Origin of the sequence: Halobacillus sp. ACCC02827, from assembly GCF_030291935.1 — a bacterium.
In the GTDB taxonomy this organism is placed as follows: domain Bacteria; phylum Bacillota; class Bacilli; order Bacillales; family Halobacillaceae; genus Halobacillus.
This window is the reverse complement of record NZ_CP128168.1, coordinates 2956724-2969726: the sequence shown is the minus strand read 5'-3', so window position 1 is coordinate 2969726 and position 13003 is coordinate 2956724. Positions and strand designations below refer to the sequence as shown.

Here is a 13003-nt window from a genome sequence, read left to right as displayed (position 1 = left end):
GATACCTTTTGCTCCTTTCATCAATGGAAATAGTAAGTATGACATCTGCATATGTGCTTCTTTTCACCCCATCAGCATCAATAGTTTGCACTTAAGTAAAGGAGGAATGCCGTTAATGGATGGTAATTTTAGAAAAGTCCGAGGTACCCATCTTTACGTGGAGAGGTATGGTTCCGATGATAAGGTTCCAGTCCTTTATTTGCACGGCGGTCCTGGAGAAAGCTGTTTCGACTTTACGTACCATCAGAAGGCAAGGCTGTCCGATGATCTGCACATAATTGCCCTTGATCAGCGTGGGGTCTGTCGATCTGAAAAAATCGGGGAGGATGACCTCTTTGGTTTAACCGATATCATCGAGGATTGTGAAGCGTTGCGGTCTTCCTTTCATATAGAAAAATGGTCAGTCATTGGTCACTCGTTTGGAGGCTATTTGGCGCTTATGTATGCCCATCTATATCCGGATTCTATTGATAAACTGATATTTGAATGCCCGACCTTTGATTTTGCGCGTACATCACGATCTCTGCTTCGGAAAACAGCAGCAATTGCCCGGACTATCGGCGAGGAAAGCTTGGCACAAAGGTGTGTTTCTTTTTCTAAGAATGAGAGTTTGTCTCCAAGAGAACTGACAGAAGGGTATATGAAACTAAGCGATGAACTCGGAGAAGACAGGGTGAAAATCTATCAATTTTCGTTCGATCATCCGACGGATTATGGTTCAGCTTATTCAGAGGAAGAGTGGGAAGAATTCTATGATAAGTCAGAAATTCACTATGATCGTCTTCTATCTGAAGGGGGAATTTTTCAAAGTCAGTTGCAGCATCTAAAATATGTGGAAAAGCCGATGCTGTTGATGACAGCCGAGCATGACGCGGCTGTCTGTGAGGAGCAGGTGGAGGCATTCAAAGAGACGGACGGAGATATTTATCATTTTGAAGAATGCGGACACACTCCACATCAGGAAAAGCCGGATTTATTCAGTGAGGTGGTGAAGGGATTTCTTATCCGTTAGAGAAATATAGCATAGTTTATTTGCTTAGGAAGGTGGGACGTCTTATTTGATTTAATACCTATCTTCCATGTGTTTACATTGTTTTTCCTGTCCGAAAAGCTTTGGGAAAAGGAAGATATTGGAGAGGGTCTTTTCAAAAGTGATAGAAGAACCATAAAGGAGGAATGAACGTGTATAAACATATCATTTGGGACTTTGACGGCACACTGTTCGATACGTATCCGTGGATGGCGCGGGCGTTCAAGGAAACGCTGGAAAGCCGGGGAATTGACGAGCCGGCAGAAACCATTGAAGGGCATATGAGGGTGTCGGCATCCACTGCCTACAAGCATTATGAACAGAAATATGGAATAGATGAAGATTTTCTGGCCGCCTACAACAAGAAGAGAAGCGAAGCCGAGATGGAACACTCTAAGCCGTATGAAGAGATCGAAGCCGTCTGTACCTACATAGCTGCATCAGGCAGAAAGAATTATCTGTTTACCCATAAGGGCATCACGGCCGTCGAATTACTACAAAAGGCCGGGATAGCCGACTGCTTTACGGAATGCATCACAGCGGAACAAGGATTTGCGAGAAAGCCGAGCCCTGATGCGATCCATCATTTGATAGAGAAACATGGGATGAAGCCGGAACAGACGATCATGATCGGTGACAGGGACCTGGATCTTCTCTCGGGTAAACATGCGGGAATCAGCGCCTGCTACTTTTCGGAGCACAAGGAAGAAAGCGACCATGCCGACCATACTCTCCATGACTTTAAGGAGCTGTATTCCATTCTTTAAATTTCTGCCTTTTGTTTTGTAAATCCATAAGGAAACCACCATACAAAAAGGACACAAATGCTCATTTGTGTCCTTTTCCTGATTATTCAAGATTGGCATGCTTTCCATACATCTTATCGGAATCCAGTCCTTTTTTCTCCATAAAGCGGAGGATCAAGGCGTCATAGAACAGCAGCATCGTCTGCTCGAACAGCGTTCCCATCGGTTGGATAGAGCTGTGACTGCCGGCAGATTGGTCTTTCGTCATGCCTGGCAAGGGAATGACAATGTCGGCCATTTGTCCAATCGTCGATTCCGGAGAGATCGTGACCGCAGCCACTTTTCCTCCAAAATGTTTAGCTTTTTCTGCAATAGCCACAAGGGTTTTCGTTTCTCCAGATCCGGATCCGATGATCAACAAATCACCAGGTTCGAGATTGGCTGTTACCGTTTCTCCCACGACATAGGCATCGATTCCCATATGCATCATCCGCATGGCGAAGGATTTTCCCATGAAGCCGGATCGGCCTGCGCCTGTGACGAATACTTTCTTGGAAGCTGTAATTTGATTCACGAGCTCCTCTGCTTCTGACTCAGGGATCTGCTGGACCGTCTGAGACAGTTCTTCCATGATCTCCGCTAAGTAACCAGCCGTTTTCATTTCCTTCACCCTTGTTTCAGTAATGTCTGCATCTCGCGTGCGGTCGCCTGCTTGTCCTCTTTGCCTGTGATCCCGCCGCCGACGATGACGAGGTCAGGGTTCTGCTTCACGACTTCCGGAAGTGTTTCCAGTTTTATTCCACCAGCAATGGCCGTTTTGGCATTTTTCACAACGCTTTTGATCGTGTGCAGGTCTTGGAAGGAGTCTTTTCCTTCTGCTTGCAGATCGTAGCCTGTGTGTACGCAGATATAATCGGCTCCAAGCTGATCCAACTCTTCCGCGCGGGCAGCGATATCTTTTACGGCAATCATATCGACAAGGATTTCTTTTCCTTGGTTTTTCGCTTCGGCCACCGCGCCTTTGATAGACTCGTCTTCCGCTGTTCCGAGGATTGTAATGATGTCTGCGCCCGCAGCCGATGCCTGGCTTACTTCATAGCCGGCAGCGTCCATGATTTTCAAGTCGGCCAGAACCGTCAAGTTCGGGAAGGCGGCTTTCATTTCTTTTACTGCTTTCAGTCCTTCGTTGATCACGACAGGGGTGCCGATTTCGACAACGTCGATGTATGCTTCCACCTCTTTGACTACTTCAATCGCTTCTGGAATATTGACGAGATCTAATGCTAATTGTAATTTCATGTATATTCTCTCCTTCTCTATGGTTCGAGTATCGTGTGCCGGATAAAGTGGAATGCTTTTATCGCGGGCATGTTCCATAGTATACTAAGGCCGTTCCAGAATAAAAAGTACGCACATTAATCGCATATAGTGATAAAAAGTATACTATTGGATGATAAAAGGGGTGGCGAGAGGGATGCCGAACTTAGGAGAGAAATCGTTTAACTGTGAAAAGGAATTGACCCTGTCTGTAATCGGGGGGAAATGGAAGATGCTGATCTTATGGCATTTAGGTAAGGAAGGCACGAAACGATTCGGAGAATTGAAGGCGCTCATGCCTGGGATCACGCAGCGGATGCTCGTCACACAACTGAGGGAGCTCGAAGCCCATTTGATCGTGCACCGGGAAGTCTACCCGGTCGTTCCCCCGAAAGTCGAGTACTCGCTGACGGAACATGGGGAAAGTCTCATGCCTATTTTGGATGCCATGTATGAATGGGGGAAGGATTACGTCGAGAACGTGTTGGAAAAGGAAGACTCATCCGCCATCTGACAGGACGCGTTTACGAGCGGATGCTAATCCTGTTTCCTGCCTTTTCTCCTCAAGAAAAAGACATCCAGATAAGTCACAAGTGTTATCGGAATAAGGAGCGCCGGCTTTTCTGCCGACTCGAAATCAAAAATCTGATCGAGCAGCAGCATCACCAGGTAAAGGTAGACAGGAATGCCGATGATCTTCAGCAGGACGACCGCAACTTTCATATATATCCCTCCACAAAGGTGTGTTCCTTTACGAGGGATGCTGTAAACGAAAAACGTGCCGGAGCAAGCAAGACTCCGGCACGTTTTTTGTATATTATTCTTGATTTAAGCGGGTATGGTTTTGACCACACTTCGTACATTGCGTCCACAGCGTCGTGACGATTTTCTCGGAAAATTCGTTAGGTACGACCTTGATGACTTTTTGTTCGTCATGGTGGCAATGGGTGCAGTGGTTCTTGATCAAGCTACCGACTTCGTATGTTTGCATAGGTTTGCCTCCTCTCTAAGATTCGTGAGGCAACAGCAGGAGCAACCAGTTTAATATATTTGTAGAAAAGTTTCAAGCAATGTATATAGTTACCATGAGGGTATATAAAAATATATTCATATAGCATAAAATGTAAGAAAAAGGGGAGGCGTTTAGATGGGGTTGGAAAGCAGGGAATTAAACAGAATCATCACGAACATAAGCAGCGATATCGATTTTTCCGGTGTCGTCCATGTGAAACAGGGAGAGGAAGTATTGGTGCACCGGGCCTTCGGCTGTGCGGACAGGTCGGAGGAACGGCGGAATGATATTCACACCCGCTTCGGGATCGCATCGGGGTGCAAGTTGTTCACCGCCATCGGCATCTGCATGTTGGTCGAGCAGGGAAAGATAGACTTCCACACGCCGCTGGCTGACTGTCTGGATATAGCTTTTCCTCACGTGGACCCGCAGATTACGATCCATCAGCTGTTGACCCACACGTCAGGCATGCCGGACTACTTCGACGAAGAGAAGATGAGCGATTACGAAGAACTGTGGAAGGACTATCCGGTGTACCGGATCGAATCGCTTCATGATTTCCTGCCGCTTTTTCAGGAGGAACAGATGAAATTCCCGCCCGGCGAACGGTTCCGTTACAATAATGCGGGCTATATCGTCCTTGGTCTTATCCTGGAGCAGCAAACAGGGCGCACCTTCACGGAATACATTGAAACAAAAATTTTCAAGCCTTGCGGTATGATGAATTCGGGCTACTTCTCGATGGACAGACTCCCCCGGAATACGGCTCTCGGGTACATTGATGAGGAGGAAGCAGGGGCGTGGCGGACCAATATTTACGCCCTCCCGAAACAGGGCGGATCGGACGGAGGTGCCTACACGACGGCCGCTGATATGATCAAGCTGTGGGAGGCACTGTTCCGTTATGAGCTGCTGGAGGAAGAGACGACGAACAAACTCCTTCATCCTCATCGAGCGGTGAACGAAGAGATTCATTACGGCTACGGGATCTGGATGAATAAGAAAGGCAGCGACATCTATAAATATCACGTGATGGGGTACGACCCGGGCGTCAGCTTCCGCGCATCTGTCTATCCCGGGCTTGATGTCAAAGTGGTGGTGCCGTCCAATAAGGAGTCCGGGCCTTTGGAGATGACGAAAGGGTTGGAGGAAATACTATTCGCCGAGGAGATACGAAAATGACTACACGTAACGATTGTGGAATGCAACGAAGAAAACTGGTATGCGTGCTGTACCTTGGAAGTGGCGGAGGAGCAGCGTGAGTTCATGGAGCCGAACGCCGTATCGATTGCCCAATCCAAGTTCGAACCTACGCTGAAACCTTATGCTGTTTATTTGGAAGAGGAGGTCGTCGGTTTCCTCATGTATAATTCGGTGCCGGAGGAATTGGACGGTTACTGGGTGTACCGTATAATGGTCGATAAAAAGTTCCAGGGGCGGGGAATCGGCAGGGCGGCAACGAGCTTGATGATTACCGAGATGGAGAAGTTACCGGGGGCCGGGAAGATCGTTGTCGGCTACCATCCGAAGAATACCGGAGCTCACAAGCTTTACGAGAGTCTGGGTTTTTTCGACAACGGAGATCGGTTCGGGAAAGAAATGGCCGTCATCCGAAAGATGCATTCGTAGGGAAAAGGGCGAACCGTCGCCCTTTTTTATTTTTTCTATTTCTATGAGGTATGATAAACTGATTTTCGAAAAAATGTACATAGTTTTAGGAAATAGAAAGGAGTGTTTCTTTTGAACGTTCCTATCAAGATCATGTTAGCTGGAATCGCGATTCTGTTAGTCGGCGTCTTGTTCCAAAACGAGCCCGGGCTTCGCTACGGTTTGTGGATCGGTGGGTTTGGTTTGGTTGTAACCATTATAGGTTTACTTACGCCGGAAGATCGGAAGTAGGACAACACCTTAATAAAGACGACTTTTACTGAATTCTCACATGGGACTTAAGAAAAACTTCGCAAAAAGACACCCAAATGAAAAGGGATAGTTACCTTGAAGGGCGGAGGTAAATGGGCATACTCCTACGGGCTCACCGGCCGCCCTGTGGAAAGCGTCCCATTTACCGGAGTCCGCTCTCCACATAAGCATTTTTTTATTTTTAGCCTCTATTCTCAGAGGCTATTTTTTATAGGAGATAGAGAAGGAATCCCTGCTCTCTTCCAGAATAGATAAAGAGAAAAGAACTTCATCTGCAGAGGGGCTATGGGAATGAAATCTGAAAAAGAAAAGATGATCGCCGGTGAGTTTTATGATCCGGCCGATAGAGAATTACTCGAAGGCAGGCGCCGGTCGAGACGGCTGGTCCGCAGGCTGAATGATATAGAAGAAGAGGACGAAGCGGCACGTGCCGAAGTGTTGAAGGAGCTTTTCGGTTCGACAGGAGAGCAGCTTTACGTGGAATCGACCTTCCGCTGTGATTACGGCTATAACATTCATGTCGGGGAAGACTTTTATGCCAACTTCGACTGCACGATACTGGACGGCGGGAAAGTGACGATCGGCGACCAGTGCATGCTTGCGCCCGGCGTTCACATTTATACCAATACCCACCCGACCGATGCCGGGGAGCGGACGTCCGGAATTGAATTCACAAAGCCGGTGACGATCGGGAACCGTGTCTGGATCGGAGGGCGGGCAGTCATCAATCCGGGCGTGACCATCGGTGATGATGCCGTGATCGCCTCAGGTGCGGTCGTTGTAAAAGATGTACCGGACAATGTCGTGGTCGGAGGAAATCCGGCCCGTATCATCAAAAAATTGGATTAGCAGGGAGGCGGCGAACGTGTCGCCTTTTTTGTATTCTGGAAATGGTTTGAACCGAAGAGGGGGAGAGAACGTACATAAGTAAGAGAGGTGGAAATGATGAAAGGATTGGAAGTATTGTTATTAATTCTGGCAGCCGCTGGAGTGTGTATCTACCTTTTTTATGAGGCGGACTTTCTTATTTACACAGCCTTAGTCTGCGGAATCGTCTATTCCATCCTTCGTTGGAAACGGACGCACAAGCAGAGGAAGGGGGAGGTTTTAGCGAGTCCGGATGTCAGGCACCATAGCTCTTTTCATTCTTATGGTAGAGAGTTTTTCGATGACGACATTTCGAGTGGAGATGGGGACGACACTTAAGGTGCAGGGAGCCTAAAAGGGGGAGTTGGATGGAACAGAGGTCGATGGTTCATCTGAAAAAATTAGCCGAAGAGATTGGGTGCCGCCCGGTCGGAAGTGAAGCCAACCACGAAGCGGCGCAGTATATAGAGGAATGCTTCGCCGGCTGTGGTATGGAGGTAGAGGTCCAGACATTTAAAGTGCCGGACTGGCAGCTCACGGATGCTTACATAGAGGTAGACGGGAGGAGATTGGAAGCAACGGGGAATAACTTTTCCGAGTCGTGTGCCGTTACCGGGGAGATCGTTCCTTTCTGCACGATGGATGAACTGGACGCATCTCCGGAACTCCACGGGAAAATCGCTTTTCTCTATGGGGAGCTTTCCAAGGAAAACTACGTTCCAAAGGGCTTCTCCATTTATAACCCGGCACATCACCGCCGGACGATTCAATTACTTGAGGATAAAGAGCCTTCTGCCATCCTCTTCGTAAGTATGGAGAAAGGGCAGCGTGTTCCGATTGTCAACGATTGGGACTTCCGGATTCCGTCTCTCACGGTAACACCGGAGACGGCTCTTTCCGTCAAGGGTACCGCAACGGTCGTGATCCAGTCGGAGAGAAGACAGGGGAAAACGTGCAATGTGATAGGTCGCAGGCAAGGAGCAGGTCGGGAGAAAATCATTCTTGCCGCCCACTATGACACCGTATTTGATTCGGCCGGTGCCTTCGATAATGGATCGGGTGTCGCCCTCCTCCTCACGCTTGCAGAGGAAATCGTCAGGCGGACGGACTGGCGTACAGGATTTGAATGCATCGCCTTCAGCTCAGAAGAATACCTCGGCCTCGGAGACGAGCACTACGTGAAGGAACACGAAGCAGGTTTGAAGGATGCAATTGTCGCCATGAATTTCGACGGAATTGGTCAGTCCCTCGGCACGAATACGGTGACGCTTATGGCCGGGTCAGAGGCATTGGAGAAAGCGTTGAAGCGTCGGAAGCACGCCCGCCCTGCGGTGCAATGGCGAACCCCGTGGTATGAAAGCAATCATTACACCTTTTTCGCGCGCGGCGTCCCGAGTATCCCGTTCAGCTGCACCGGGGTTTCCGACCTGCTCCACTCGAAGGAGGACACAATCAGTTGGATCAGTCAGGAGAAGCTGCAGGAAGTCCAGTCGCTTGCTTTAGAGATCATCGAAGACCTTCAGGATAAGCAGGTGGAATGGGCGAGGAAGCGGAAATCATGAAGGAAGGGAGAGGAATGTATGGTTTATATCGTGGCAGTTTTCTCGCTTGCCTTTGTGTCGCTGCTTATTTTCGTTGCCTATAAATTATTTATAAAGAAAGAAACCATCCATAATTATTATACGCCGTTCGATCATATTACCGGCCAGGTCGTCCATGAGTTCCAGGAAGAAAATTTGGAAGACGAAGAGGTGGAGGAAAGCGAGCAGGGGGATGGGAAGAGACCGGAGAGGAAGCTTTGATGAACAGCTTGGAGAGACGCAGACTGCTTTATTCTTACTTTGTAAACGAGACATATATATAAACAGTTTATGTTAACACTGATTCACACTACTTAAATTGCAACGTTTAGCAGATTTATATCATCCCCTCTGTTTACTTTCGTATAAAAGACTAGAACATACAGGATTCGCTTCGGAGTGTTGGTATCCTCCCTGTCCTGACTTTGGTTGTGCCGTTCATGGTGTGAGAAGTTCCCTTCTAACCATTTTGTTTATAGGAGCCGCCATGGTTTTAGCGGGACGGATGATCCTTATTGCCGGATTATTTACGGAACCAATATGAATATATAATTAGGAATACGTGCTTTTCAAAGAGTACGTATTTTTTATTTTGTAAAAAGTTGAAACTTTTATACAGGAAATGAACTCTAAAGACTATAAGGGGAGGATCGAGTGAAGAATCACAGACTGATTAAGAAAGCGAAGAAGGGAGATTCAGAGGCATTCGAGAAACTGCTGATTCAATACAGCGATCGATTGTATCGAACAGCTTATTTATATGCCGGTAACAGGGATGATGCTTTGGATATTGTTCAAGAAACGGCTTATAAAGCATTTCTGGCCATAAAAAATTTAAGAGAAAGCAAATATTTCTTAACCTGGATCACTAGAATACTGATCAATAGTTCTTATGAATGGAAGAGGAAGAAGGAAAAGGAGTTACCATTGGAACAAATTAGTCAAGTTTCAACGGGGAAAGATGATTGTATTGTTGAACATCTGGATTTGGTTTGGGCGTTGGATAGATTGCCGGAGAAGTATCGCGATGCCGTTGTTATTTTTTACTATCAGGACCTTCCAATAAAAGAAGTCGCTGAAATTATGGACGTTCCGGTAAATACGGTAAAGACCTACCTTCTAAGAGGGAAAAAACAATTGAAGGTAATCTTGAAAGGGGAGGGTTACCATGAAGGAGAAATTATTCAATGAAAAATACAACGATATCAATGTTCCGGAGGATGACGTCCGGCAAGCGATAAAGATGGGTGTACGTATAGGAAGTACACACAGATCGGGGGAAGGCAGGAAAGGGTATCTAAACATAAAATGGTTTCTTTCTGCAACTGCTTTTATTATTATCATGTTCGCTACGTTTGCTGTCCCATCTGTATCTCATGTCATGGCACAAGTGCCGGTAGTAGGTCACTTATATTCCACTTTTAATGACTCTATAGGAAGGAACTTAGCATCTCAAAATTTGGTTACTGAATTAGAGGAGACGGCTACTGCAAAAGACATTAAAGTGCGTATAACCAGTGCTTATTATGATGGAGCGGTAATGGGGGTGACCGTAGAAGTGAAAGGTGATGTTCAGAGCGATGATGGCGCACGTTTCAGCGGATTTTACGAAATTTATCAGGGAGATGAGTCGGTATCGGATAGCCGCGAGATCGTCTATTTTACTCCGATCGAAGACGGATACACAGGTCAAATTCAGATTCCTTATCCTTATGAAAGTATGCCCGAGCACACTACATTTCCCTTGGAATTCTTAAGAATTGGAAAGCAAGAGGGAAAGTGGGCTTTTGATGTTCCTGTTAAACAACTGCCTTACAACGTCCTGCCGGTAAACAAAGAGAGCGAGGATACGGCAGCATCTATCCGTGTCCAAGTTGATTCTATTATAGAAGGGAAAGCTTCGACTGCCATCAATTATACTGCTTCTTTTCCGTCTTCAGAGGTACATAATCAGGTCCGACTAGAAGCATATGACGATCGAGGAAGAGAGATAACTATTTCTGTGGATGGTATTGATTTGGAGACTAAAAAGGAAAATGGGAGACTTGTTGTGAAAGGAAGGAGTATCATTCCAGAAGAAATACGAGAAAGGACCAGTTACATAGAAATTTATCCTAAAGTAGCGTTAACAGGGAAAGATCCTAACGATCCCTTAGAACTGGACCCAATCAAAATGGATATAAATTCATTAAATTAAAAGCTAGATACGTTTAAAGAAAAAGAGGCTGATCCCAGGATCAACCTCTTTTCTTTAAGACTTTTTCAAAAGAGCCTCGATATTCGTATTCAGCTTCACCAATTCCGTCTTAATTTCCGCCAATTCCTTCTTTACCCCGTCAAACGTGTCCGATGCGGCTCCGGTGATGTCACCGAAAATGCCGGACAGGTCCAAGTCGTCTGCAGCATCGTTTTTCAGCAGGTTGTTGAATAAAGCATCCTCTTTCGTCAGTTTGGATGCGAGATTCATCAAAGAATCCAGATTCAATTCTTGGGACGAATCTTTCTTCGCTTCTTTTGAATTGTTCTTATCGATTTGATCGAATTTACTCATAGGTATTTCCCCTTTCTCTAATAATGAAGGGGCTGTGGTTTTATCCATAGCCCCTTATGATTAGTTGATGGTTCGCAGGATCTCATTAATGCAGTTAATGACGATCTGGCGTTGCTCACTGGATCCTAGTAGAACAGCGACCAAAAGACCCAGCAAAAACAGGACAGCGATCAGTGCCGCAACTAAGTTTCGTAAGAAGTTCATGATTTTCCCTCCTCCATTACTGGAATGTAGGAGACGTCTCTTACTTTAGTAATCTATGAAAAAACCTCCTACCCGCTTGTACCATCGCCTTTGTTGATAGAAATGAGCCGAATTGCTCAATGGTGAACAGTAGTTTGAAGGGAGAGTGGAAGGGTACTTCAATTGGATGGAGTCTATTACATCCGAATATGGAGGGTTTCGATGGGGGAGATGGGAAGGAACATCGTCATCATTCTATTAGTGATCGGAGGCTGGGCCGCGATCATTCTCCGTGATCTTCCCGGTGCAAAGGCGAAGGCAGACGGGTCCAAAAGTCTTGTCATCTTGGCTGTCGTCTGTTCGGCATTACTTATATGGATCGGGATGAGCTTATAACCATGAAAAAAACGGCCGGGGAAGCTATCCGGCCGTTCGTAGTTTGTTGAAGAAGTACTTTTATAGGGAGCGGGCGGGCTCCGTGGAATAGAGCGCTTTCCGTGGGGTGGCCGGTGAGCCTTCTCATCGCTGCGCTCTTCCGGGGTCTCACCTGGGCCACTATTCCCACAGGAGTCTGCTCTATTCCACTCCACCCTTTGCCATAATTCCCTTCATTCATCGTTATGGATATTTGATTAAAAAGTTTCATGGACGGAAGATTTTTATCCCATCCGCCTATTCTTAAGAGTTTCTCGACAGCCTGAAAACGGCCGGGGAAGCTCCCCGGCCGTTCGTTCTTTCCTTTATTAGAGAATATTATTCTTCTGTCATGATTTCCTGCAGTTCATCGAGCATCTGGTTGGCTGCAATGACGCCTCCGGCTGTGTTCCAGACGGCATCGCTCACTTTATGAGCGTTTCCTTCCTGGACTACATTGAGGTTCTTCCATAATGGATCGCTTGTCCATTCTTCTTCTGTGCTCAATGCTTCCGGGTCGTCCTGAGGGGCGTAAGTGAAGTAGAAGAGGATATCTCCATCCATTTTCGGAATGGCTTCTTTTCCTACTTCGATGGCAAGTTCACCCATTTTGTTGCTTTCGTCGAACATCTCTGTCTGTGCTTCGGTACGTTTGAAGCCAAGCTCGTCAAGGATGACTCCGGAGAAGGAATCCTTGTAGTAGATCCGGGATGTTCCGGCCATGAAGCGTACGACGGAAACTTCCTGATCTGTCTTATCTCCAAGGGCTGTCTTCACTTCTTCGACGTGCGCGTCATAGTCAGCAAGTACTTCTTCGCCTTTGTCTTCAAGGCCGAGTGCCTCTGCGTAAAGCTTGAAGTTCTCCTTCCAGTCTCCGCGCAGCTGCTCGGAGAATACGGTCGGTGCAATAGCGCTCAGTTTGTCATAGACGGCTTCCTGACGCTGTTTGTTTCCGATGATCAGATCCGGCTGCAGTTCCGCGATCTTCTCTACGTTCACTTCCTGCTCCAGACCGACGACCTCGACACCATCCATGTCTTCTTCGATATGCTTATACCAAGGATCGCCAAGCCACGATTGGACGGCTCCGGTCGGTTGGACACCGAGTGCCAGGACGGCTTCTGTTCCTTCGTTAGTCAGTACGACGACTTTCTTCGGCTTCTCCGGGATTTCCGTTTCTCCCATCGCGTGCTTCACCGTGTACGATTCCCCGCCGTCGCCACTGGTGGTTTCTTCTGCCTCTTTATCCGAGTCGCTTCCGCATGCGGTAATGAACAACAGCGCAAGAACGGATAAGAATACCCATAAACTCTTTTTATATGTACGCATAAGTCTCCTCCTAAGAATGATATTCATTATCATTTACCTAAGCTATATAGTAAA

20 protein-coding genes are annotated in these 13003 nt (G+C 47.0%); 13 read left to right on the top strand and 7 right to left on the bottom strand.

What is annotated here, in order from left to right; all coding sequences use genetic code 11:
- Positions 1-115 precede the first annotated feature (115 nt).
- Together QRD89_RS15755 and QRD89_RS15750 are read left to right on the top strand one after the other, a co-directional pair.
- On the top strand, positions 116-1012 hold the full coding sequence (locus QRD89_RS15755; protein WP_286095701.1) for an alpha/beta fold hydrolase: 897 nt from the start codon (positions 116-118) through the stop codon (positions 1010-1012).
- 170 nt (positions 1013-1182) lie between these two features.
- Positions 1183-1797: an HAD-IA family hydrolase gene (locus QRD89_RS15750; RefSeq protein WP_286095700.1), complete on the top strand. Its 615-nt coding sequence runs from the start codon at positions 1183-1185 to the stop codon at positions 1795-1797.
- A gap of 82 nt (positions 1798-1879) precedes the next feature.
- Here QRD89_RS15750 and hxlB read toward each other — a convergent pair whose 3' ends face one another.
- Together hxlB and hxlA are read right to left on the bottom strand one after the other, a co-directional pair.
- Positions 1880-2437 carry a 6-phospho-3-hexuloisomerase gene (hxlB, locus tag QRD89_RS15745; protein WP_286095699.1) on the bottom strand — a complete coding sequence of 186 codons (558 nt, stop codon included), beginning with the start codon at positions 2435-2437 and terminating at the stop codon, positions 1880-1882.
- Positions 2438-2442: 5 nt separating this feature from the next.
- Positions 2443-3075, bottom strand: a complete 633-nt coding sequence (gene hxlA / locus QRD89_RS15740) for a 3-hexulose-6-phosphate synthase (RefSeq protein WP_286095698.1) — start codon at positions 3073-3075, stop codon at positions 2443-2445.
- A gap of 175 nt (positions 3076-3250) precedes the next feature.
- Between hxlA and QRD89_RS15735 the strand changes: the two genes are divergently transcribed.
- The gene (locus tag QRD89_RS15735) at positions 3251-3607 is read left to right on the top strand and encodes a winged helix-turn-helix transcriptional regulator (RefSeq protein WP_008633405.1); all 357 of its coding nucleotides are present in this window, start codon (positions 3251-3253) and stop codon (positions 3605-3607) included.
- Positions 3608-3630: 23 nt separating this feature from the next.
- On the opposite strand, the gene QRD89_RS15730 is transcribed toward QRD89_RS15735, so the two are convergent.
- Entirely contained in the window at positions 3631-3816 is a 186-nt protein-coding gene (locus tag QRD89_RS15730) for a hypothetical protein (protein ID WP_008633404.1), read from the bottom strand.
- Between the two features lie 94 nt (positions 3817-3910).
- Positions 3911-4084 carry a hypothetical protein gene (locus QRD89_RS15725; RefSeq protein WP_161484916.1) on the bottom strand — a complete coding sequence of 58 codons (174 nt, stop codon included), beginning with the start codon at positions 4082-4084 and terminating at the stop codon, positions 3911-3913.
- A gap of 156 nt (positions 4085-4240) precedes the next feature.
- On the opposite strand from QRD89_RS15725, the gene QRD89_RS15720 reads away from it, so the two are divergent.
- The 9 genes from QRD89_RS15720 (at position 4241) to QRD89_RS15680 (ending at position 10669) form a co-directional block, all read left to right on the top strand.
- Positions 4241-5287, top strand: a complete 1047-nt coding sequence (locus tag QRD89_RS15720) for a serine hydrolase domain-containing protein (protein WP_286095696.1) — start codon at positions 4241-4243, stop codon at positions 5285-5287.
- A gap of 12 nt (positions 5288-5299) precedes the next feature.
- Positions 5300-5734, top strand: coding sequence for a GNAT family N-acetyltransferase (locus QRD89_RS15715; RefSeq protein WP_286096890.1), 435 nt, complete (start codon positions 5300-5302; stop codon positions 5732-5734).
- Positions 5735-5845: 111 nt separating this feature from the next.
- Positions 5846-6004 (top strand): DUF2964 family protein, encoded by a 159-nt coding sequence (locus QRD89_RS15710; protein WP_161484915.1) that lies wholly within the window; start codon positions 5846-5848, stop codon positions 6002-6004.
- Between the two features lie 312 nt (positions 6005-6316).
- On the top strand, positions 6317-6874 hold the full coding sequence (locus QRD89_RS15705; protein ID WP_026578049.1) for a maltose acetyltransferase domain-containing protein: 558 nt from the start codon (positions 6317-6319) through the stop codon (positions 6872-6874).
- A 93-nt stretch (positions 6875-6967) separates the two neighbouring features.
- Positions 6968-7231, top strand: coding sequence for a hypothetical protein (locus tag QRD89_RS15700; protein WP_286095695.1), 264 nt, complete (start codon positions 6968-6970; stop codon positions 7229-7231).
- 29 nt (positions 7232-7260) lie between these two features.
- Positions 7261-8454 carry a M28 family peptidase gene (locus tag QRD89_RS15695; protein ID WP_286095694.1) on the top strand — a complete coding sequence of 398 codons (1194 nt, stop codon included), beginning with the start codon at positions 7261-7263 and terminating at the stop codon, positions 8452-8454.
- Positions 8455-8472: 18 nt separating this feature from the next.
- Positions 8473-8694 carry a DUF3951 domain-containing protein gene (locus tag QRD89_RS15690; RefSeq protein ID WP_286095693.1) on the top strand — a complete coding sequence of 74 codons (222 nt, stop codon included), beginning with the start codon at positions 8473-8475 and terminating at the stop codon, positions 8692-8694.
- Positions 8695-9126: 432 nt separating this feature from the next.
- On the top strand, positions 9127-9663 hold the full coding sequence (locus QRD89_RS15685) for a sigma-70 family RNA polymerase sigma factor (RefSeq protein WP_286095692.1): 537 nt from the start codon (positions 9127-9129) through the stop codon (positions 9661-9663).
- On the top strand, positions 9641-10669 hold the full coding sequence (locus QRD89_RS15680) for a DUF4179 domain-containing protein (RefSeq protein WP_286095691.1): 1029 nt from the start codon (positions 9641-9643) through the stop codon (positions 10667-10669). Before QRD89_RS15685 ends, QRD89_RS15680 begins: the two co-directional genes overlap by 23 nt.
- A gap of 54 nt (positions 10670-10723) precedes the next feature.
- Here QRD89_RS15680 and QRD89_RS15675 read toward each other — a convergent pair whose 3' ends face one another.
- Positions 10724-11023: a hypothetical protein gene (locus QRD89_RS15675; RefSeq protein ID WP_286095690.1), complete on the bottom strand. Its 300-nt coding sequence runs from the start codon at positions 11021-11023 to the stop codon at positions 10724-10726.
- 60 nt (positions 11024-11083) lie between these two features.
- Positions 11084-11227 carry a hypothetical protein gene (locus QRD89_RS15670; RefSeq protein WP_286095689.1) on the bottom strand — a complete coding sequence of 48 codons (144 nt, stop codon included), beginning with the start codon at positions 11225-11227 and terminating at the stop codon, positions 11084-11086.
- A gap of 201 nt (positions 11228-11428) precedes the next feature.
- Between QRD89_RS15670 and QRD89_RS15665 the strand changes: the two genes are divergently transcribed.
- The gene (locus QRD89_RS15665) at positions 11429-11602 is read left to right on the top strand and encodes a hypothetical protein (protein WP_286095688.1); all 174 of its coding nucleotides are present in this window, start codon (positions 11429-11431) and stop codon (positions 11600-11602) included.
- Between the two features lie 357 nt (positions 11603-11959).
- On the opposite strand, the gene QRD89_RS15660 is transcribed toward QRD89_RS15665, so the two are convergent.
- The gene (locus QRD89_RS15660; protein WP_286095687.1) at positions 11960-12949 is read right to left on the bottom strand and encodes an ABC transporter substrate-binding protein; all 990 of its coding nucleotides are present in this window, start codon (positions 12947-12949) and stop codon (positions 11960-11962) included.
- Positions 12950-13003: the final 54 nt, after the last annotated feature.

Bases quoted from the DNA above. Each gene is read 5' to 3' on its own strand.
- QRD89_RS15755 (WP_286095701.1), top strand. From the start codon at position 116: ATGGATGGTAATTTTAGAAAAGTCCGAGGTACCCATCTTTACGTGGAG.
- hxlB (WP_286095699.1), bottom strand. From the start codon at position 2,437: ATGAAAACGGCTGGTTACTTAGCGGAGATCATGGAAGAACTGTCTCAG.
- hxlA (WP_286095698.1), bottom strand. From the start codon at position 3,075: ATGAAATTACAATTAGCATTAGATCTCGTCAATATTCCAGAAGCGATT.
- QRD89_RS15735 (WP_008633405.1), top strand. From the start codon at position 3,251: ATGCCGAACTTAGGAGAGAAATCGTTTAACTGTGAAAAGGAATTGACC.
- QRD89_RS15730 (WP_008633404.1), bottom strand. From the start codon at position 3,816: ATGAAAGTTGCGGTCGTCCTGCTGAAGATCATCGGCATTCCTGTCTAC.
- QRD89_RS15725 (WP_161484916.1), bottom strand. From the start codon at position 4,084: ATGCAAACATACGAAGTCGGTAGCTTGATCAAGAACCACTGCACCCAT.
- QRD89_RS15720 (WP_286095696.1), top strand. From the start codon at position 4,241: ATGGGGTTGGAAAGCAGGGAATTAAACAGAATCATCACGAACATAAGC.
- QRD89_RS15705 (WP_026578049.1), top strand. From the start codon at position 6,317: ATGAAATCTGAAAAAGAAAAGATGATCGCCGGTGAGTTTTATGATCCG.
- QRD89_RS15700 (WP_286095695.1), top strand. From the start codon at position 6,968: ATGATGAAAGGATTGGAAGTATTGTTATTAATTCTGGCAGCCGCTGGA.
- QRD89_RS15695 (WP_286095694.1), top strand. From the start codon at position 7,261: ATGGAACAGAGGTCGATGGTTCATCTGAAAAAATTAGCCGAAGAGATT.
- QRD89_RS15690 (WP_286095693.1), top strand. From the start codon at position 8,473: ATGGTTTATATCGTGGCAGTTTTCTCGCTTGCCTTTGTGTCGCTGCTT.
- QRD89_RS15680 (WP_286095691.1), top strand. From the start codon at position 9,641: ATGAAGGAGAAATTATTCAATGAAAAATACAACGATATCAATGTTCCG.
- QRD89_RS15675 (WP_286095690.1), bottom strand. From the start codon at position 11,023: ATGAGTAAATTCGATCAAATCGATAAGAACAATTCAAAAGAAGCGAAG.
- QRD89_RS15670 (WP_286095689.1), bottom strand. From the start codon at position 11,227: ATGAACTTCTTACGAAACTTAGTTGCGGCACTGATCGCTGTCCTGTTT.
- QRD89_RS15665 (WP_286095688.1), top strand. From the start codon at position 11,429: ATGGGGGAGATGGGAAGGAACATCGTCATCATTCTATTAGTGATCGGA.
- QRD89_RS15660 (WP_286095687.1), bottom strand. From the start codon at position 12,949: ATGCGTACATATAAAAAGAGTTTATGGGTATTCTTATCCGTTCTTGCG.